The 18,092-nt window shown below is 65.1% G+C and carries 20 protein-coding genes and 1 pseudogene; 6 read left to right on the top strand and 15 right to left on the bottom strand.

Features of this window, described 5'->3' with window-relative positions; genetic code table 11:
• The 10 genes from VEC01_RS08640 to VEC01_RS08595 all read right to left on the bottom strand — a co-directional run.
• Nucleotides 1–585: alpha/beta hydrolase family protein (locus tag VEC01_RS08640; RefSeq protein ID WP_414691430.1), on the bottom strand; the 585-nt coding region annotated here is incomplete at its 3' end.
• A gap of 195 nt (nucleotides 586–780) precedes the next feature.
• Entirely contained in the window at nucleotides 781–1,818 is a 1,038-nt protein-coding gene (locus VEC01_RS08635; protein WP_414691429.1) for an L-threonylcarbamoyladenylate synthase, read from the bottom strand.
• 4 nt (nucleotides 1,819–1,822) lie between these two features.
• On the bottom strand, nucleotides 1,823–3,016 hold the full coding sequence (locus VEC01_RS08630; RefSeq protein WP_324900406.1) for a 5-(carboxyamino)imidazole ribonucleotide synthase: 1,194 nt from the start codon (nucleotides 3,014–3,016) through the stop codon (nucleotides 1,823–1,825).
• Nucleotides 3,013–3,507 (bottom strand): 5-(carboxyamino)imidazole ribonucleotide mutase, encoded by a 495-nt coding sequence (gene purE / locus VEC01_RS08625; RefSeq protein ID WP_324900405.1) that lies wholly within the window; start codon nucleotides 3,505–3,507, stop codon nucleotides 3,013–3,015. Before purE ends, VEC01_RS08630 begins: the two co-directional genes overlap by 4 nt.
• A 1-nt stretch (nucleotide 3,508) precedes the next feature.
• Nucleotides 3,509–4,405 carry a phosphoribosylaminoimidazolesuccinocarboxamide synthase gene (locus VEC01_RS08620; RefSeq protein ID WP_324900404.1) on the bottom strand — a complete coding sequence of 299 codons (897 nt, stop codon included), beginning with the start codon at nucleotides 4,403–4,405 and terminating at the stop codon, nucleotides 3,509–3,511.
• A gap of 84 nt (nucleotides 4,406–4,489) precedes the next feature.
• Nucleotides 4,490–5,554: a class II fructose-bisphosphate aldolase gene (fba, locus tag VEC01_RS08615; protein WP_324900403.1), complete on the bottom strand. Its 1,065-nt coding sequence runs from the start codon at nucleotides 5,552–5,554 to the stop codon at nucleotides 4,490–4,492.
• Nucleotides 5,555–5,576: 22 nt separating this feature from the next.
• Nucleotides 5,577–7,010, bottom strand: coding sequence for a pyruvate kinase (gene pyk / locus VEC01_RS08610; protein ID WP_324900402.1), 1,434 nt, complete (start codon nucleotides 7,008–7,010; stop codon nucleotides 5,577–5,579).
• A gap of 62 nt (nucleotides 7,011–7,072) precedes the next feature.
• Nucleotides 7,073–8,266, bottom strand: coding sequence for a phosphoglycerate kinase (locus VEC01_RS08605; RefSeq protein WP_324900401.1), 1,194 nt, complete (start codon nucleotides 8,264–8,266; stop codon nucleotides 7,073–7,075).
• A 94-nt stretch (nucleotides 8,267–8,360) separates the two neighbouring features.
• Complete coding sequence (locus tag VEC01_RS08600; protein ID WP_324900400.1) at nucleotides 8,361–8,684, bottom strand: AzlD domain-containing protein; 324 nt, start codon at nucleotides 8,682–8,684, stop codon at nucleotides 8,361–8,363.
• Nucleotides 8,681–9,427 carry an AzlC family ABC transporter permease gene (locus VEC01_RS08595; protein WP_324900399.1) on the bottom strand — a complete coding sequence of 249 codons (747 nt, stop codon included), beginning with the start codon at nucleotides 9,425–9,427 and terminating at the stop codon, nucleotides 8,681–8,683. Before VEC01_RS08595 ends, VEC01_RS08600 begins: the two co-directional genes overlap by 4 nt.
• Nucleotides 9,428–9,616: 189 nt before the next feature.
• On the opposite strand from VEC01_RS08595, the gene VEC01_RS08590 reads away from it, so the two are divergent.
• The 5 genes from VEC01_RS08590 (at nucleotide 9,617) to VEC01_RS08570 (ending at nucleotide 12,986) form a co-directional block, all read left to right on the top strand.
• Entirely contained in the window at nucleotides 9,617–10,537 is a 921-nt protein-coding gene (locus tag VEC01_RS08590) for a branched-chain amino acid transaminase (protein ID WP_324900398.1), read from the top strand.
• Between the two features lie 21 nt (nucleotides 10,538–10,558).
• Nucleotides 10,559–10,759 (top strand): zinc-finger domain-containing protein, encoded by a 201-nt coding sequence (locus tag VEC01_RS08585; protein WP_324900397.1) that lies wholly within the window; start codon nucleotides 10,559–10,561, stop codon nucleotides 10,757–10,759.
• A gap of 199 nt (nucleotides 10,760–10,958) precedes the next feature.
• Complete coding sequence (locus VEC01_RS08580; RefSeq protein WP_324900396.1) at nucleotides 10,959–11,390, top strand: nuclear transport factor 2 family protein; 432 nt, start codon at nucleotides 10,959–10,961, stop codon at nucleotides 11,388–11,390.
• A 14-nt stretch (nucleotides 11,391–11,404) separates the two neighbouring features.
• Nucleotides 11,405–12,361, top strand: coding sequence for a YheT family hydrolase (locus VEC01_RS08575; protein ID WP_324900395.1), 957 nt, complete (start codon nucleotides 11,405–11,407; stop codon nucleotides 12,359–12,361).
• Nucleotides 12,362–12,365: 4 nt separating this feature from the next.
• Complete coding sequence (locus VEC01_RS08570; protein ID WP_324900394.1) at nucleotides 12,366–12,986, top strand: DUF2946 family protein; 621 nt, start codon at nucleotides 12,366–12,368, stop codon at nucleotides 12,984–12,986.
• On the opposite strand, the gene VEC01_RS08565 is transcribed toward VEC01_RS08570, so the two are convergent.
• Nucleotides 12,980–14,512 (bottom strand): M48 family metalloprotease, encoded by a 1,533-nt coding sequence (locus VEC01_RS08565; RefSeq protein WP_414691428.1) that lies wholly within the window; start codon nucleotides 14,510–14,512, stop codon nucleotides 12,980–12,982. The genes VEC01_RS08570 and VEC01_RS08565 overlap by 7 nt on opposite strands.
• Nucleotides 14,513–14,568: 56 nt before the next feature.
• Between VEC01_RS08565 and moaC the strand changes: the two genes are divergently transcribed.
• Nucleotides 14,569–15,078 carry a cyclic pyranopterin monophosphate synthase MoaC gene (gene moaC / locus VEC01_RS08560; RefSeq protein WP_324900393.1) on the top strand — a complete coding sequence of 170 codons (510 nt, stop codon included), beginning with the start codon at nucleotides 14,569–14,571 and terminating at the stop codon, nucleotides 15,076–15,078.
• 239 nt (nucleotides 15,079–15,317) lie between these two features.
• Here moaC and VEC01_RS08555 read toward each other — a convergent pair whose 3' ends face one another.
• From VEC01_RS08555 to VEC01_RS08540, 4 genes and pseudogenes are all read right to left on the bottom strand, one after another.
• The gene (locus VEC01_RS08555; RefSeq protein WP_324900392.1) at nucleotides 15,318–15,770 is read right to left on the bottom strand and encodes a pilin; all 453 of its coding nucleotides are present in this window, start codon (nucleotides 15,768–15,770) and stop codon (nucleotides 15,318–15,320) included.
• Between the two features lie 204 nt (nucleotides 15,771–15,974).
• Nucleotides 15,975–16,562, bottom strand: coding sequence for an FHA domain-containing protein (locus VEC01_RS08550; protein ID WP_324900391.1), 588 nt, complete (start codon nucleotides 16,560–16,562; stop codon nucleotides 15,975–15,977).
• Between the two features lie 25 nt (nucleotides 16,563–16,587).
• Nucleotides 16,588–17,409, bottom strand: coding sequence for a Stp1/IreP family PP2C-type Ser/Thr phosphatase (locus VEC01_RS08545; RefSeq protein ID WP_324900390.1), 822 nt, complete (start codon nucleotides 17,407–17,409; stop codon nucleotides 16,588–16,590).
• A gap of 148 nt (nucleotides 17,410–17,557) precedes the next feature.
• Nucleotides 17,558–18,092: pseudogene (locus VEC01_RS08540) on the bottom strand (succinate--CoA ligase subunit alpha); the annotation flags it as partial.

Genomic DNA, 18,092 nt, shown 5'->3' with positions numbered 1-18,092 from the left:
CGCGTCGATCATGTCGTTCGACTGCTGTTCCGCATTCAGGTAGGGATGGTAGGGCAAGGAGGAAACGTCGTAGCCGGCGTAGTTCGGCGCCACCACGATGAAGCCCTGCGCCGCGTACATCGCCGCGAGGAAGGACGCTTCCGCGTTGTCGCGCAGGTTCGCCATGTTGTAGCTCTTGTCGACCGTGGTGCCGTGCGCATACAGCACGACCGGGCGCGGACCGGCACAGGCGGGATCGCTGCCGGACGGGACCATGAGGGCGCCGGTGGCATCGGTCGGCTCGTTGGCGCCGCCGACGGTGCCGTATTTCATGTAATAGGTGGTGACCGCGCACTTCGGCGTGCCGGTCAGCTGGGTCGTGCCCGGCTTGGAAGACTCGAGCATCTGCGCAAAGACCGCCGGCTCGAGCCTGGGCGACACGCTGCCGTCGGCTTGCGGAATCGGGACCAGGTTCGGCGGATTGGCGACGAGGCTGCCGCGGGCGAGCGTGGTATCGGTGACGGGGCCGCTGCTGCTGCCGCCCCCGCCGCAACCTGCCAGTGCAGCGACGGCAAGCACCCCGGCTGCGTAGTGCGTATTTCTCATCTGATCTCCTCTTATATTGTGTTACGGATGAAAAACGAACGGACGTGCCATTCCTGCCAGGTAGTATGTCATTGAACGTCTGACATGAGAGGAATGGTTTTTAGAGGAAACTCACTAATTGTTGGTAGAAGCCGACGGGGATCAGAACGGGGCCCGGAGGGTCAAACCGCAGGCGATGCGCGGCGGAGGATGCGCCTACCGGTGCGTGCCGGACAGGCGCGAAAGGATGCCCTGGGAATCGTGGGCGGCGCGGCGCAGGCGGTCGTTCACGCCCTGCCAGTCGTCTGTCGCCGGCGGCGCCTCGACCAGGATGACCGCCGCACGCGCGCCGTCCATCGCGCGCAGCGCGGCGTAGAGGTCGTGCGCATAGCCATCCGCGGTTGATGGCAGCTGCATCTGCGCGGCGGCATCGGGGACGGCACCGGCGCCGCACCGGATCAGCGCAAAACTCTGTCCTGCCTGGCGCAAAGTTGCGATCGCCTGCTGCAGATCGCCGGGCGCGACCAGTGCGACCGGTGTGGCCGGCGCGTAATGCGCTTCCAGCGTTCCCGATGCGCGCGGCGCAGCGGTGTCCGGCAGGCGCGGCGCTACGCCCAGCACGCTGGCGATCGCGTCGCTGCCGATCTGCCCCGGCCGCAGCAGGACCGGCCCGTGGCTGCCGATGCGGGACAGGTCGAGAATCGTCGATTCGATCCCGACCTCGCTCTGTCCGCCATCCAGGATGCAGGCCAGCGGGCTGTCTCCGCCATCGCCGAATTCATCCCGCACGTGCTGGGCGGTGGTCGGACTGACATGGCCGAAGCGGTTGGCCGATGGCGCCGCCACCCCGCCCTTGCCTGCCTTGAATGCGCGCAGCAGTGCCTGCGCGACGGGATGCGAAGGACAGCGCAGGCCGATCGAATCCTGGCCGCCGGAGACCGCGGCGGGAATGTGCGGCGCACGCTTGAGGATCAGGGTCAGGGGGCCGGGCCAGAAGGCGGCGATCAGCTTGCGCGCTTCGTCCGGAATCGTGCTTGCCCAATACTCGACATCCGCGCCGGGCGCGAGATGGACGATGACCGGATGATTGGACGGCCTGCCCTTGGCGGCGTAGATCTTTGCGACCGCGTCCGGGTTTTCCGCATCCGCGCCGAGGCCGTAGACGGTCTCGGTCGGGAAGGCGACGAGCTCGCCCTGTTCCAGCTGGCGCGCGGCCGCCGCGATGGCGGGCATGTCCGGTGTCCTGTCAGTCATTGCGTCAGAGGGGAATGCCGAGGATGCCGCAGGCGGCATGCAGGTGCTGCTGCGCCAGTTCCAGCGTGGGGTCGACGAAGGTCACGTGCCCCATCTTGCGCCCGCGGCGCGGGTCGTCCTTGCCGTACAGGTGCAGGTTGGCGCCGGGCAGCGCGAGCACCTTGTCCCACGCGGGCTCGCGCGGCACGTCGCTGTCGCCTTCGAACCAGACGTCGCCGAGAATGTTGAGCATCACCGCCGGCGAATGCTGCCGCACATCGCCCAGCGGCAGGCGCGCCATCGCGCGCGCCTGTTGCGCGAACTGGCTGGTGACGCAGGCATCGATCGTGTAGTGGCCGCTGTTGTGCGGGCGCGGCGCCATTTCATTGACCACCAGCGAACCGTCCTGCAGCACGAAGAACTCGATGCACAGCACGCCGACATAGCCGAGCTGCGCGATGATGGCGAGCGCCGCCGCCTGCGCCTTCGCCGCGCTCTCGCCGCACACGTTCGGTCCCGGCACGGTGGTGGTGAAGAGGATGCCGTCGCGATGCACGTTCTCGGCGATCGGGTACACCACCGACTCGCCGTCTGCGCCGCGCGCGGCCAGTACCGAGATTTCATATGCCAGCGGCAGCATCTTCTCGAGCACGCAGGCCACGCCGCCCATGCCGGCAAACGCCTGGCGCACGTCTTCCCCGGACTTCACCCGGACCTGCCCCTTGCCGTCATAGCCCATGCGCACCGTCTTCAGGATGCCCGGGAACAGCGACTCGGGAATGGCATCGAGGTCGGCATCGTCCACGATCGCGTGGTACGGTGCGGGAAGCACGCCGGATGCCGGCGCGCAGTCGGTGAAGAAGCGCTTTTCCGCCAGACGGTCCTGCGCGACCGACACGCAGGCCGGGCCGGGCGCGACGAAGGTGCGTTCAGAGAGAAAAGCCAGACTTTGCGCGGGAACGTTCTCGAATTCGGTGGTCACGGCGGCGCATTGCGACGCAAGTTCCGCCAGCGCTGCCTCGTCATCGTATTTCGCGCAGATCAGGCGGTCGGCTGCGTGGCCGGCGGGGCAATCGCGCGCCGGCTCCAGCACCGCCACCTTGAAGCCCATCTTTTGCGCGGCGTGCACGAACATGCGGCCGAGCTGGCCGCCACCCATCACGCCGAGCCAGGTCGCGGGCGCGGCAGACGGCAGGAAAGGCGGAAATGGCTGGTTCATGCCGGAAGCGTCATCGCAAAGGCTGCCTCGGTCTGGCGGGCGCGGAATTCCTGCAGGCGCGCGGCAAGCTGGTCGTCGGTGGTTGCAAGGATCGCGATCGCGGTCAGCGCCGCATTCGCCGCGCCGGCCTCGCCGATGGCGAAGGTCGACACCGGAACGCCCTTGGGCATCTGCACGATGGAGAGCAGCGAATCCTCGCCGCGCAGGTATTTGGACGGCACCGGCACGCCCAGCACCGGCACGATGGTCTTGGCCGCCACCATGCCCGGCAGGTGCGCCGCGCCGCCGGCGCCGGCGATGATCGCGTGCAGGCCGCGCTCGCGCGCGGTTTCGGCGTACTCGAACATCCGGTCCGGCATGCGGTGCGCGGAAATCACCTGCGCCTCGTACGGCACGCCGAAATCCTTCAGCATGGCTACCGCATGCTGCATCACGTCCCAGTCGGACGAGGAACCCATGATCACGCCGACGAGAGGTTTCTGTGCGCTCATGTCAGTCCTTCAGGGTGTCGCCGGTCAGGCGCTCGAGCGCCTCGCGGTATTTCGCGCCGGTCCGGTCGATCACGTCGGCAGGCAGCGCCGGCGCCGGCGCGGTCTTGTTCCAGTCCTTCAGCGTTTCCAGGTAGTCGCGCACGAACTGCTTGTCGAAGGACGGCGGCGACATGCCGGGCGCGTAGGAGTCGGCCGGCCAGAAGCGCGAGGAATCGGCGGTCAGCACCTCATCCATCAGGTGCAGCGTGCCGTTGTCGTCCAGGCCGAATTCGAATTTGGTATCGGCGATGATGATGCCGCGGGTGGCCGCGTAGTCGGCGGCGGTCTGGTACAGCCTGATGCTGACATCGCGGATCTGCGCAGCGAGCTCGCCGCCGATGCGGTTTTCCATCTCGGCGAAGCTGATGTTCTCGTCATGCTCGCCGAGGTCGGCCTTGGCCGCCGGCGTAAAGATCGGCGCAGCGAGCTTGTCCGCCTGGCGCAGGCCTTGCGGCAGCGCGATGCCGCAGATGGTGCCGGTGGCCTGGTAATCCTTCCAGCCGGACCCGATGATGTAGCCGCGCACCACCGCCTCGACCAGGATCGGCTTCAGGCGCTTGGCGACGACGGCGCGGCCGCGCACCTGCTCCACCTCGTCCGGGCGCACCACCGACTCCGGCGCGACGCCGGTCAGGTGGTTCGGCACGATATTGCCCAGCATCTTGAACCAGAAGTTCGACATCTGGTTCAGCACCTTGCCCTTGCCGGGAATCGGTTCATTCATCACCACGTCGAAGGCCGACAGGCGGTCGGTAGTCACGATCAGGATCTTGTCGTCGCCGACCGCATAGTTGTCGCGTACTTTGCCGCGGCCCAGCAGCGGAAGGGACTGGATGGTGGACTGGTAAAGGCTGTTCATGAGGCTTTCCAAGCGGCTTTCCAAAAAAGCTAAACCGGCGGGTGCTGCACACGCCGCCGGCCGGTTTGTTTCCGAAGCTGAATTTTACTGCACGATCTGGGCGAGTTCGCCTTTCTTGTATTTTTCAGCCATTTTTTCCAGCGAAATCGGCTTGATCTTCGCGGCCTGGCCTTCGCAACCGAAGGCGACGAAGCGCGACTTGCAGATCTGCTTGGCGGCTTCGCGCGCCGGCTTCAGGTATTCGCGCGGGTCGAACTTGGACGGATTCTCGAAGAAGAAGCGGCGGATCGCTGCCGTCATCGCCAGGCGGATGTCGGTGTCGATGTTGATCTTGCGCACGCCGTGCTTGATGCCTTCCTGGATTTCCTCGACCGGCACGCCATAGGTTTCCTTCATGTCGCCGCCGAATTCGCGGATCTCGGCCAGCAGTTCCTGCGGCACCGACGAGGAGCCGTGCATCACCAGGTGGGTGTTCGGGATGCGCGCATGGATTTCCTTGATGCGCTCGATCGCGAGGATGTCGCCGGTCGGCTTGCGCGAAAACTTGTAGGCGCCGTGCGAGGTGCCGATCGCGATCGCCAGCGCGTCGCACTGGGTCAGCTTGACGAAGTCGGCGGCCTGGTTGACGTCGGTCAGCAGCTGTTCACGGGTCATCGTGCCTTCCGCGCCGTGGCCGTCTTCCTTGTCGCCCTTCATGGTCTCGAGCGAGCCGAGCACGCCCAGTTCCGCTTCGACGGTGACGCCGATCGCATGCGAGAACTCGACCACCTTGCGCGATACCTCGACGTTGTACTCGTAGCTGGCGACGGACTTGCCGTCTTCCATCAGCGAACCGTCCATCATCACCGAGGTGAAGCCGGACTTGATCGCCGCCATGCAGACCGCCGGCGACTGGCCGTGGTCCTGGTGCATCACGACCGGAATGTGCGGGTAGGCTTCGACCGCGGCTTCGATCAGGTGGCGCAGGAAGGCTTCGCCTGCATACTTGCGGGCGCCCGCGGACGCCTGCATGATCACCGGAGCGCCGACTTCATCGGCGGCCTGCATGATCGCGGTGACCTGCTCCAGGTTGTTGACGTTGAATGCCGGCAGACCGTAACCGTTTTCAGCGGCATGGTCGAGCAGTTGGCGCATGGATACGAGAGGCATATCAGTTCTCCAAAATAAAAAATCAGTATTCGCCGATCTTCATGATCTTCAGGGCGTTGGTGCCGCCGACCTGGCCCATGGGTTCGCCCCAGGTGACCACAATCATGTCACCTTTCTGCACCACGCCTTTGGCGAGAAGCAAATCCTGCGCGGCTTTCAGCACCGCTTCACGGTCGCTGGAATGCGCCAGCTCGAAGGTGGAGACGTTGCGGTACAGCGCGGTCTTGCGCTGGGTGCCGAGCATGGGCGTCAGCGCAAAAATCGGGATATCGATGTTATGGCGGCTCATCCACAACGCGGTCGACCCCGACTCTGTCAGCGCGACGATCGCCTTGACCCGCAGATGGTAGGCGGTAAACAGCGCGCCGTAGGCGATCGACTGGTCGATGCGGGTGAAGGTCACGTTCAGGAAGTCGGCGTCGAGCTTGATCACGTCGGACTTCTCGGCTTCGAGGCAGACCGCCGCCATCGTTTCCACCGTCTCGACCGGGTACTTGCCGGAGGCGGTCTCGGCCGATGTCATCACTGCGTCTGTGCCGTCCAGCACCGCATTGGCGACGTCGCTCACTTCCGCGCGCGTCGGCACGGCGTTGACGATCATCGACTCCATCATCTGGGTCGCGGTGATCGCCAGCTTGTTCGATGCGCGCGCCATCTTGATCATGCGCTTCTGCAGCGCCGGCACCGCGGCGTTGCCAACTTCCACCGCCAGGTCGCCGCGCGCGACCATGATGCCGTCGGAAGCGTCGAGGATCTCCTGCAGCGCCGGGATCGCCTCGGCACGCTCGATCTTGGCGATCATCTGCGGCCTGTGGCGGGTCGATTCGGCAGCGATATTGGCCAGCTGGCGCGCCATGATCATGTCGGTCGCGCTCTTCGGGAAGGACACCGCGATGTAGTCCGCCTGGAAGCTCATCGCGGTCTTGATGTCTTCCATGTCCTTGGCCGTCAGCGCCGGCGCCGACAGGCCGCCGCCCAGGCGGTTGATGCCCTTGTTGTTGGACAGCTCGCCGCCGATCTTGACGGTGGTATGGATCGCGCTGCCGACCACGCGGTCGACCACCAGCACGATCAGGCCGTCATTGAGCAGCAGCACGTCGCCCGCGCGGATATCGCGCGGCAGTTCCTTGTAGTCGAGGCCGACCTGCGCCTGGTTGCCCAGCTCGCATTCGGCGTCCAGCACGAACTTGCTGCCGTTCTCGAGGAAGATCTTGCCGTTCTCGAACTTGCCGATGCGGATCTTCGGTCCCTGCAGGTCGGCCATGATGGCAATCTCGCGGCCGCACTCGGCCGCTGCCTTGCGCACCAGCGCGGCGCGGTCGATGTGGTCCTGCGCCTTGCCGTGCGAGAAATTCAGCCGCACCACGTTTACACCGGCCTTGATCATGCGGGTGAGGGTTTCCGGATCGCTCGAAGCGGGGCCGATGGTGGCAACGATTTTTGTGGCTCTGATCATGTAGTAGTAATCCCAGTGGCAACAGACGGTAAGGAGCGGCGGTGGCGCCGCTCCTTGTTATTTCATTGCTTCGCCCGCTGCAACAGAATGTCGACCGCCGGGAGCGTCTTGCCTTCGAGGAATTCCAGGAAGGCGCCGCCGCCGGTCGAGATATAGCCGACCTTGTCGGCAATGTTGTACTTCGCGATCGCGGCCAGCGTATCGCCGCCGCCGGCGATCGAGAAGGCCTTGGAGTTCGCGATCGCCATCGCCAGCGTCTTCGTACCTTCGCCGAACTGGTCGAATTCGAACACCCCGACCGGGCCGTTCCAGACGACGGTGCCGGCACCGGCGATCTGCTCGGCCAGCGTTGCCGCCGTCTTCGGGCCGATATCGAGAATCATGTCGTCGTCGGCCACGTCCTTCACATCCTTCACGGTGGCCGCCGCGGTCGCCGCGAACTCCTTCGCGCAGACCACATCGACCGGGATCGGCACCGACGCGCCGCGCTGGGCCATCATATCGATGATGGCTTTCGCCTCGCTGACGAGGTCAGATTCGACCAGCGACTTGCCGATCTTCAGGCCGGACGCGAGCATGAAGGTGTTGGCGATGCCGCCGCCGACGATCAGGTTGTCCACCTTCTCGGCCAGCGTCTTCAGGATGGTCAGCTTGGTCGACACCTTGGAGCCGGCGACGATCGCCGCCAAGGGACGCGCCGGCTGGCCGAGCGCCTTGCCGAGCGCATCGAGTTCCGCCGCCAGCAGCGGACCGGCGCAGGCAACCGGCGCGAATTTCGCGATGCCGTGCGTGGTCGCTTCCGCGCGGTGGGCGGTGCCGAAGGCGTCATTGACGTAAATGTCGCACAGCTTCGCCATCTTCTGCGCTAGTTCGTCGCTGTTCTTTTTCTCGCCCTTGTTGACGCGGCAGTTCTCCAGCAGCACCACTTGACCCGGCTGCACGTCGACGCCGTCGACCCAGTTCTGCTTCAGCTCCACCGGCTTGCCGAGCAGCTCGGACAGGCGCCTGGCAATCGGCGCCAGCGAGTCTTCCGGCTTGAATTCGCCTTCGGTCGGGCGGCCGAGGTGGGAAGTCACCATCACGGCGGCGCCGGCATCGACTGCCTGCTGGATCGCCGGCACGGAGGCGCGGATGCGGGTGTCTTCGGTGATGTTGCCGGCGTCATCCTGTGGCACGTTCAGATCGGCCCGGATGAAAACGCGTTTGCCCTGGAGTTGGTTGCGTGCGATGAGGTCACTCAAGCGGTTGAATTGCATGGCTGGCAGACGGGATTGAGGGATTGAAAAAGTGGAAAGTTTGGAAAAACGGGTATTTTACCGCACCGCACTCCGGCAAAAAACGCTTTCTCGCCTACAAGCTGATGCGCAGCAAAGTATAGAGCGCCATGCCCGCGAGGATCGTGCCCAGCAGGTGCCGCGTGGCCAGAAAGAAAGCGGCCGCGCCCACGCCCGCCACCAGCTTGGGATTGGTCCAGGTCAGGTGCAATGCGCCGTTGGCCAGCACCAGGTCGGGCACCACGATCGCCGCCAGGGCGGCGGCGGGCGCGTAACGCAGCGCATGCTGGACTTTCGGCGGCAGCTTGACCGCATGTCCGAGCAGAAAGAAGGAGCTGCGCGTGATGACCGTCGCGACGGTCAGCAGGATGATGGTCAGCCAGGTATCGACGGCGTTCATGCCTTTTCCTTGTTGTCCAGGTAAGTATCCGCTGCCATCGCGGCAGCCATGCCGACGATCACCGCGAGCAGCAGGCCGAGCCGGTACGGAAGCGATGCTGCCGCCACCGCGACGACGCCGGCGACGATCACGCCTACCAGCGCCGGGAAGTTGATGGTCAGCGGGATCGTGATAGCCAGCAAGGCGAGCGTGCCGGCAAAGCCGATGCCCCAGCTTTCGGGGATCTGGCTCGCGGCCAGGATGCCGATTACCGAACCCGCCTGCCAGGCGCACCAGTTCGGATAGCAGATGCCGTTGAAAAAGCCGACCTTGCCGGCCGGCTGGTGCACCGTTTCAGCCGGGAAGCGCTGCGGGAACAGCGCCATCGTGATGTCGGCGTTGAAGTAGCCATGCCAGACGCGTTTGTACCATGGCAGGTGCGCGAAATGCGGCGCGATCGCGGCGGCGAAGATCACGAAGCGCAGGTTGACCACCAGCGCGGTGAGGAACACCACCCAGACCGGCGCATTGGCGGCGATCAGCGGCAGCGACGCCAGCTGCGCCGAGCCCGCGAAAACGAGGAAAGTCATGCCCAGCGCCTGCCACAGGGTCAGGCCGGTCTTGACCATCGCCATGCCGGTCACCATGCCCCATGCGCCGATGCCGAGCATGGTGGGTGCGCAGGCCTTCATGCCGTCGCGATAGGCACGCTTTTCGACGTCGTGAAGAGTGTCGCGGGATGTGCTTGCTTGTGTATTGCTCATATATCAGGGCCGGGACCGTGCCGCGCTCCGCGGGGCGGCATGGTTCAATTGATAACAGCGCAACGCCGCTGCGGGCGCAGGCTGCAGAAGCGGAGGCAAAAATGCCAATGCCACATTTTACAGATGAATTTTCACCCCCGTTGGAGTGCGCTAGAATCGTGGTTTTGCAACGATTTGGGAGAGCACGACATGTCCATGGCCGACCGCGACGGGAAAATCTGGAAAGACGGCGAACTGATCGACTGGCGCGACGCCACCGTGCACGTGCTCACGCACACACTGCACTACGGCATGGGCGTGTTCGAAGGCGTGCGCGCGTACAAGACGCCCAAGGGCACCGCGATCTTCCGCCTGAAGGAGCATACCCAGCGCCTGTTCAACTCGGCCAAGATCTTCCAGCTCGAGATCCCGTTCGACATGGAGACGCTGATGGAAGCGCAGCGCAGCGTGGTGCGCGAGAACAAGCTGGAATCCTGCTACCTGCGCCCGCTGGTCTGGATCGGTTCCGAAAAGCTCGGCATCTCCGCCAAGGGCAACAAGATCCACGTCGCCGTCGCCGCCTGGCCGTGGGGCGCCTACCTCGGCGAGGACGGACTGGCCAAGGGCATCCGCGTGAAGACGTCTTCCTTCACCCGCCACCACGTGAACGTGTCGCTGGTGCGCGCCAAGGCCTGCGGCTATTACATCAACTCGATCCTGGCCAACCAGGAAGCGCTGGCCGACGGCTACGACGAGGCGCTGCTGCTCGACACCGAAGGCTATGTGTCCGAAGGCTCCGGCGAGAACGTGTTCGTGATCAAGAACGGCAAGATCTACACGCCCGACCTCGCTTCCTGCCTGGACGGCATCACCCGCGACGCGGTGCTGACGATGGCGCGCGACCTCGGCATCCCGGTCATTGAAAAACGAATCACCCGCGACGAAGTGTACTGCTGCGACGAAGCCTTCTTCACCGGCACCGCCGCCGAGATCACGCCGATCCGCGAACTCGACAACCGCCAGATCGGCGAAGGCAAGCGCGGCCCGATCACCGAGAAGCTGCAGACGCTGTTCTTCGACGTGGTCGCCGGCCGCGCACCGCAGTACGAGCACTGGCTGACCCTGGTTTAATCACCCTTTCGGAAAACTCCCATGAGCGAACCCAAGCAAGTCATGAGCTACGTCGAGATCGACGGCAAGGACCTGCCGGCATACTGCCCCAATCCGTCAATGCCGATCTGGTCCACCCATCCGCGCATCTATATTCCCGTCGACCATCACGGCGAAGGCCAGTGCCCGTATTGCGGCACCGTGTACAAACTGAAACCGGGGACCGCCGTCAAGGGTCATTGATCCCGGCGCAACTCCTCCGGCGGCCCGGACTCACAGATGTGGTCCGGGCCGCTGCCTTTTCGGCTTGCGCGCGGGCAGTTCAGGCCGACCAGGAATTCATCGGACCGCAATGTTCTATACTGTGTAGCCGACTCCGGCTTTGCGCGCTGCATACTGCCTGCCCGGAAACATTCTGCACGTAAAGGAGCGCCGCCACATCATGCCAAAACTAACCAAAATACTGGAAACCCCGGAAGAAACCGAAGCCGCGTTTTATGAAGCGATCAGCCGCGCCGACGTCGAGGCGGTGATGTCGCTCTGGGCGGACGAGGAAGATATCGTGTGCATCCACCCCGGCGCCCCGCGCCTGGTCGGCCATGCGTCGATTCGTGCTGCCTGGGAACAGATTTTTGAGCAGGGCGGCGTGCAGATCCGCCCGGTGCAGCTGCATGTCACGCAAAACATGATGACCTCGGTGCACAACATCATCGAGGAGGTGCACCGCACCACGTCGCGCAAGCCGGACATTCACATCCTGGCGACAAATGTCTACATGAAGACGCCGCAGGGCTGGCGCATCATGACGCATCACGCGTCGGTGGTCCCGGGCGAGGCGCCCGCGGATACGCCGGTCACGGCGCTGCTGCACTAGGAGTTGCCGCGGCCATGAAGTACGCTGCCCCGACCTGGCTGCCCGGCGGGCACCTGCAGACGATCTTCCCCGCGACCTGCATCGCGCGGCCGCGGGTGGCCTACCGGCGCGAGCGCTGGGACACGCCGGATGGCGACTTCATCGACGTCGACTTCGTCGACGGCCGGCCGGGCCGTCCCTTCATCGTGCTGTTCCATGGACTGGAAGGCTCGTCCGACAGCCACTATGCGCGCGCGCTGATGGCGCATCTCGCATCGATCGGCTGGTCCGGCGCGGTGCCGCATTTCCGCGGCTGTTCGGGCGAACTCAATCGCGCGCCGCGCTTCTACCATTCGGGCGACGCACAGGAAGTGGACTGGATCGTGCGGCGCCTGCGCGAGCAAAGGAAGGCGCTGCCGCCGGCGAAATTCTATGCCGCCGGCGTCTCGCTGGGCGGCAACGCGCTGTTGCGCTGGCTGGGTGAATCGCAGCATCAGGCAGAGATCGTCGACGCCGCGTGCGCGGTATCGGCGCCGCTCGACCTGGCCGGCGGCGGCGCCGCGCTGTCGCGCGGCTTCAACCGCGTCTACACCCGCATGTTCCTGCAGACGCTCAAGCCGAAATGCCTGCACAAGCTGCGCCAGTATCCCGGGCTGTTCGACCGCGACGCGATGCTTGGCGCGCGCAGCCTGTACGAGTTCGACAACGTGGTCACCGCGCCGCTGCACGGCTACCGCGATACGGACGATTACTGGGACCGCGCGAGCGCGCGGCATGTGCTGTCCGACATCACCGTGCCGACGCTGGTGCTCAACGCAAAGAACGACCCCTTCCTGCCGGCGCAGCATCTGCCCGAGAGCGCGTCGCCGCAGGTCACACTGGACTATCCGGAGCACGGCGGGCATGTCGGCTTCGCCTTCGGCGGCCCGGCCGGCGGACTCGGCTGGCTGCCCGCCCGCCTCCTCGGTTTTCTTGAAGGCGCAACACGATAGGATCATGGACGAGATCGTCAGACAGGCCATGGCGAAATGGCCGAACGTACCGCACTGCTACGGCTGGCTCGCACTCGATGCGCGCGGCAACTGGCGCATGCGCGACGAGCGCGCGCAGAATCTGAACCTGCCCGGTGACCGCATCCACAACGCCACGCTGCTGGCCTTCATCAACCGCAACTACCTGTGCGACGCGCAGGGCCGCTGGTACTTCCAGAACGGGCCGCAGCGGGTGTATGTGAACCTGGAAGCAACGCCCTTCATCCTGCGCACCGATCCGGAACACGGCTTCCTGCTGCATACCGGCGAGCCGCTGGCTGCGGTTGACGCCGCATGGATGACGGATGCCGGATTGCTGGTGTTCGGGAGCGGGGAAAAGATTGCGCAGATCGATGACCGCGACATGGCGCAGTGCCTGGCGCAGCTGCGCTTCCAGGGCGCGCCTGCCGACGACGAGCGCCTGCTGGCCTGGCTGGCCCAGCCGTCGGACGATGCCGGGCTGACGCTGGAATTCGGCGGCCGGCAGGTTCCTGTGGCGCACCTCGCGCAGGGCGAGCTGGCTACCCGATTCGGCTTCGTTGCGCGCCCGCAGCCGGACGCGGGCGCCGCAGCGGCGCATCAGTAACGCTGCTGCCCTTCCTTCATTTCCTCCATCCAGCGCGCCTTGAACTCGCGTTCGCGCGCGTCGATGACCGCCTGGTCGTAGAACGATGCATCGGACGAGCGGCGCGCAATGCCAAGCTGATCGACCGCCGCCGGGACGCTGCCGGAGAGCGCGTAAGCTTCGGCCAGCGCCAGATGCTGCAGCGCCTGCTTGCCCTGCACCGCATACACTCTCGCCAGTTGTTCGTACAGCTTCGGCTCCTCCCTGTAGAGCTGCACCTGGTCGCGCAGGTAGCGCACCGCATCCTCGGCGCGGCCGGCGGCGACCAGCGCATCCGCGTACTGCCGGGCGATGCCGCGCGCAGTGGGAAACTTCTGGCGTGCCGCATCGGCTTCCTTCAATGCCTCCGCGTGCTGGCCGGCGGCCAGCCTGATGTCGATCGCGAGTTGGGTCAGCAGCGTGCTTTGCCCCTGGCCCGGCAGGGATTGCACCGCCGCCATCGCTTCCTGGTACAGCGCCTGCGCCCTGGCCGGCGCGCCCTGCCGCAGCGCGACGACGGCCTTGCCGTAGAGTGCGGAGGCGGTCTGCAGCGGCGTCTTTTGCTGCAGCTGGTTGTCGAAGGCGACCGTCGCGTCGCGCAAGCCTTGCATCGATATATCCTGCAGCACCCGGACGCGCGCGCGGACAAGGTGGAAATCCAGGCTGTCGCGCCGCTGACGGTAGCGCTGGTCGCGGGTGCGGGCCTGGATGTCGGCGATCCGCTCGGTGGTGAGCGGGTGCGAGCGCAGGTAGACCGGCACGTCGGTGTAGTTGCGGCTCGCGCTCTGCACGCGGCCGAAGAAGGAAATCATGCCCGAAGTGTCGAAGCCGGCGTCGCGCAGGATCTGCAGGCCGATACGGTCGGCCTCGCGCTCGGCGTCGCGGCTGAAATTGAGCTGGCGCTGCAGCGCGATGCCCTGCCCGCCCATCAGCAGCGCCGCGGACGCGTCCGGACTGCCGCGCGCGGCCAGCGCCGCCAGCACCGCGGAGGCCAGCGGGATCAGCGCATCCTGGCGCTGCTGGCCGAGCATGCGCGCGATGTGGCGCTGCGCGACATGGCCGACTTCATGCGCCAGCACCGATGCGAGCTCCGACTCGTTCTGCGCCGCGAGGATCAGCGCCGAATGCACGCCGATGAAACCGCCGGGCAAGGCGAACGCATTGAGCATGCCGTCGCGCACCGCGAAGAAGGTGTAGTCGTAGCCGGCCTCGCCGCGCGCTTCCGGCCGGGTCGCGACCAGTCCGTTGCCGAAGGCGTTGAGATACTCGAGCACCGGCTCGTCATCGAGATAGTCGCGGTCGCGCCGGATGTCGCGCATGATCTGTTCGCCCAGCTTGCGCTCCATCGCCGGCGACAATTCGGCGCGCTCGGTATCGCCCAGGCTGGGAAGGTTCTGCGCGACGGTCAGCGACGGCGCAAGCGCGACCGGCGCGGTGCACAGCACCGCGAGAAACGCGAAGCGCCGCAGGTGCCGCCCCGGGGGCGAAAGCTTAATTCTCGGATTCACGGTGCTATGATACCCTCACCCGCCAATCGTTCAAGAACCCACTTTCCCTGTTACCGATGGACATTAAAAACCAGACGCAGCCGGACGCTGCCCCTGCCGGCCTGACGCACTTCGACGAAAGCGGCCAAGCGCACATGGTCGACGTCGGCGCGAAAAACGAGACGCACCGCATCGCCGTGGCCGCCGGCACGATCCGGATGAAGCCGGAAACGCTGGCAATCATCCAGTCCGGCACCGCGAAAAAAGGCGATGTGCTCGGCATTGCGCGCGTGGCTGCGATCATGGCCGCAAAGCGCACCAGCGACCTGATTCCGCTATGCCATCCGCTGGCGCTCACGCGGGTAGCGGTCGACTTCGAGGTCGACGCGGCGCGATCGAGCGTGGACTGCACCGCGCGTGTCGAGACTTACGGAAAAACCGGCGTGGAAATGGAAGCGCTGACCGCGGTGCAGGTCGGCCTGCTGACCATCTATGACATGTGCAAGGCGGTGGACCGCGGGATGGTGATGACGGATGTGCGCGTGCAGGAGAAGCACGGTGGAAAGTCGGGGGACTGGGTGGCCTAGCCTCGTCGCGCAGCGGACGTGCCTTCGGCACACTGCGGCACCCTGGCCTACCATATCGATGCAACATGCAGCGAGCGTTTTGCGGCCTATATCGGCGATCCGGGCGGCGCCGGGCGCCCTTGCCGCAGGCTAGAGAGAAACGTTCGCGAGCCGCAGCTATCAGACTCGAACTTGCGCCTTGAAATGAAAATGCCCACCTTTCGGTGGGCATTTTTTACTTCCTGGTCAACAACTATGCGTTAGTTCTTGACGTAGCCTTTGTCCACGCAGGCACCAGAATATCTCCAGACGAGGCGTTGCGCACCTGCGTTGCCTTCCGCGGTCGGCGTCAGCACGCAGGTATCGGCGGCCAGAATGCCTTTGTACGCGTTCGGCGTTGCGGTAATCACGCCAGCGGCAACAGCCAGGCTGTTGAATGCCCTGGAGGTGGAAGCTGCCGGAGTCGCCGGGAGGTTGGTGGCGGCACCGCCATTGGTCGCGGCACTCATGTCAGCCAGTGCGACACCGGCCTGGAACGCCTCGTCGATCGCGGACTTGAACGGAGCCATCGCACCGGTCACTTCGGTATATGCGGACTTCTTGATGTAGTCCTGGTATGCCGGGACTGCGACAGCAGCCAGGATACCGATGATCGCCACGACGATCATCAATTCAATCAGGGTAAAACCGCCTTGTGCGCGTTGCGTTTTCATTTTGCTTCTCCTTGATAAACAGTAGAAAGGTCATCTACCACGCTTGCCATGTTGCAAGGGGTGTGCCAACAGGAAAGATGCGAAAATGAAAACGATTTTGGGCAATTCAAGGCTGATGGGCGCCAAAATTTGGCATTGCACCTGACATTTTTTGTCAGTTCCCGGTGGCCGTGCTTCGCAATTCGCGCAAACTGCCGGAAATTGTCACCTGGAACAGCGGCTGTCCTTGAGCAGAACGCGCATTTCCGTTCCTCCGAGGTCAATCAGGTCACCATCGGCGAGCTGCCGCGGCTCCGTGCCGATTTCCCGGCCGTTCAGCTTCGGCAGGCTGTCTCCCTCGACATGCGCCAGAAAATAGGACTGGTCCTTGCGGGTGACCACCGCGACCTGCAGTTCGGGTCGGCCGAGCGTGGTCAATACCTTGTTCAGCAGGATCTCCCTGCCAGCGCTCGGTCCGTTCAGCACCCGGATTGCCGCCGCCGGTTCCGGCCGATGCGCAGCCGAAGCGCCGGCGACATAGGTGATCCGGTATTGCGCCAGCTCGATCACGTCGTTGTCCTGCAAGTAGTGCTTCTTCACCGGCTGGCCGTTGACCTGGGTGCCGTTGGTGCTGTTCAGGTCTTCCAGGAAGGCGTCGCCGTCACGGCTGACGATGACTGCGTGTTCGCCGCTGATCGCGCGGTCATCGATCACCACATCGTTATGCGGGCGCCGGCCGATGGTGACGCGTTCCCTGGTCAGCGCCAGCTCCCGCAGCACCCTGGCGCCGTTCGAAAGAATGATCTTCGCCATGCCCGTCTCCCGCCGCCCTTTACGCTCAGCTTACCCAGTTGAGGATCCGGTGGAGCAGCCCCGAGGCCTGCCCGCCGCCCGCCTGCACCCGGGCCAGCACCACGGAAATATTATCGAGGCCGCCATTGCCGTTCGCTTTTTGCACCAGCGTGTCGCACGCGGCATCGAGCACTGCCGGCGCGCGCGCAAGCACGGCGGCGATCTCCGCATCCTGCAGCATGTCCGACAGCCCGTCGGAGCAGAGCAGGTAGACATCGCCCGCCTGAACCGGGTGATCATGGATCTCCACTTCCATCGCCGCGCCCACACCCACCGCCCGGGTGACCAGGTTCTTGCTCTGCGAAAAACGCGCGAGCGCCGGGTCCAGCAGGCCGGCGTCGATCTGCTCCTGCAGCAGGGAATGGTCGCGCGTGATCTGCGCCAGTTCGCCGCGGCGGAAACGGTACGCGCGCGAGTCACCGACATGGGCGACGGTCAGCCCGTCCGGATGGAAGACCGCAGCGACCACGGTGGTGCCCATGCCCTCATACTGTGGCTCCGCCCGGGCCGCCGCCAGGATCGCCTTGTTCGCGTCCTGCAGCGCATCGTCCATCAGCTGATGCAGCTGCTTGTGGCGTTGTGCCGCATCCCGGTTTTGCCGCAGGGTATCCAGTCCCTGGCTCAGCCGTTCGCTGATGACCGCCGTCGCCATGCTGCTGGCCACCTCGCCGGCGTTGTAGCCGCCCATCCCGTCGGCCAGCACCACGAAGCCATGCGCCGGGTGGATCGCGATCGCATCTTCATTCTGCGCGCGCACCAGCCCGGTATCGGTTTTTCCGGCGAATTGCAGTTCGAGGTCAGTGGACATATCGAAGGATTATACATACGACCCGGCCGCAACCCGGCCGCCATTCGGCCGCGACCCATTGCACCGGACGCAGCGGGACGCGCCAAATGAAACGGGGAGCCGAAGCTCCCCGTTTTGCGCGGGCCGGATTGCGCCGGCGTCGCTTGTGTTACAGCATGGCCTTCAGCAGACGCGCCATCTCGGACGGGTTCTTCGTGACCTTGATGCCGCAGGCTTCCATGATTTCCAGCTTGGCTTGCGCGGTATCGGCGCCGCCGGAGATCAGCGCGCCGGCGTGGCCCATGCGCTTGCCCGGGGGCGCGGTGACGCCGGCGATGAAGCCGACCACCGGTTTCTTCATGTTGTCCTTGATCCACTCGGCCGCATTCGCCTCGTCCGGACCGCCGATTTCGCCGATCATGATGACTGCGTCGGTATCCGGATCGTCGTTGAACGCCTTCATCACGTCGATGTGCTTCAGGCCGTTGATCGGGTCGCCGCCGATGCCGACCGCGGAAGACTGGCCGAGGCCGAGGGCGGTCAGCTGCGCCACCGCTTCATAGGTCAGCGTGCCGGAACGCGACACGACGCCGATGCGGCCCTTCTTGTGGATGTGGCCCGGCATGATGCCGATCTTGATTTCGTCCGGCGTGATCAGGCCCGGGCAGTTCGGTCCGAGCAGCAGGGTCTTGCTGCCGGCCTTC

Origin of the sequence: Noviherbaspirillum sp. (genome assembly GCF_035627455.1) — a bacterium.
Lineage (GTDB): Bacteria > Pseudomonadota > Gammaproteobacteria > Burkholderiales > Burkholderiaceae_D > Noviherbaspirillum.
Note: the sequence above shows the minus strand (reverse complement) of the source record. Positions and strands in the feature narration are given on the sequence as shown.